The sequence below is a fragment of the Streptomyces sp. NPDC006516 genome (genome assembly GCF_040611875.1).
Lineage (GTDB): Bacteria > Actinomycetota > Actinomycetes > Streptomycetales > Streptomycetaceae > Streptomyces.
In genome coordinates this window covers 1-1,159 of sequence record NZ_JBEXPD010000042.1, presented here as the reverse complement: position 1 = coordinate 1,159, position 1,159 = coordinate 1, and the positions used below count along the sequence as shown (strand labels likewise).

Here is a 1,159-nt window from a genome sequence, read left to right as displayed (position 1 = left end):
CGTCCGGTGGGTGTGCATGACGATTTCTTCGCCTTGGGTGGGGATTCGATTTTGAGTCTTCAGGTGGTTTTCCGGGCGAAGCAGTGTGGGTTGTTTTTCTCGGTGAAGCAGTTGTTCGAGGTTCCGACGGTTGCTGGTCTTGCGGGTGTGGTGGAGCGGCGTGATGTGTCGGGGGTGGTTGCGGAGCAGGGTGTGGTGGTGGGGCCGGTGGAGTTGTCGCCGGTTCAGCGTTGGTTCTTCGGTCAGGGTTTTTCGGTTGTGGGTCATGTGAATCAGTCGGTGTTGGTGGAGGTGGATGCTGGGTTGTCGGTGGGTGTGTGGGAGCGGGTGGTGCGGTGTCTGCTGGTTCAGCATGACGGTTTGCGGGCGCGGTTCGTGTGTGAGGGGGGTGTGTGGCGGGCTGAGTTGGGTGGGGTGCCTGATGTGGTGCCGTGTGAGGTGGTTGATGTTTCGTCGTGTGGGGTGGGTGGGCGTGAGGCTTTTGTGGTGGAGGTGGCGGGTCGGGTTCAGGGTGGTTTGAGTCTGGGTGGGGGTGATGTGTTTCGGGTGGTGGTGTTCACGGGTTGGGGTGGTGGGTTGCCGGATCGTGTGTTGTTGGTGGCGCATCATCTGGTGGTTGATGTGGTGTCGTGGCGGATTGTTCTGGAGGATTTGCGGGCGTTGGTGGGCCGGGTGGGGTCGGGGTTGGATCCGGTGTTGCCTGCGAAGTCGAGTGCGTGGCGGGACTGGACGGCGCGGTTGGGTGTGGAGGCGCGTGGTGGTGTGACGTCGGGGGAGGTGGGTTACTGGCTCGGGCAGGTGGAGCCGGTGGGTGGTGTGCCGTTGGATCGTGTGGGTGCTGGCACCGTGGGCGGTAACACCGTGGGTGGGAGCCGGGTGTGTGGTGTGGTGCTGGGGGTGGAGGAGACGCGGGCGTTGTTGCGTGATGTGCCGGCGGTGTTCGACACGCGGGTGAATGATGTGTTGTTGGCTGGTGTGGCGGCTGCGGTGGGTGCGTGGTCGGGTGTGGATCGGGTGCGGGTGGATGTCGAGGGTCATGGTCGTGAGGAGTTGTTCGACGATCTTGATGTGTCGCGGACGGTGGGGTGGTTCACGACGATTTCGCCGGTGATGTTGCCGGTTCCTTCGGTGGGTGGTGTGGGTGAGGGGCTGAAGGCGG

General features: G+C 63.3%; 1 protein-coding gene. It reads left to right on the top strand.

The genetic code is table 11. The annotated features are described in order from the left end of the window. On the top strand, nucleotides 1-1,159 hold a 1,159-nt coding region (locus ABZY45_RS35065; protein ID WP_356746306.1), incomplete at both ends, for a condensation domain-containing protein.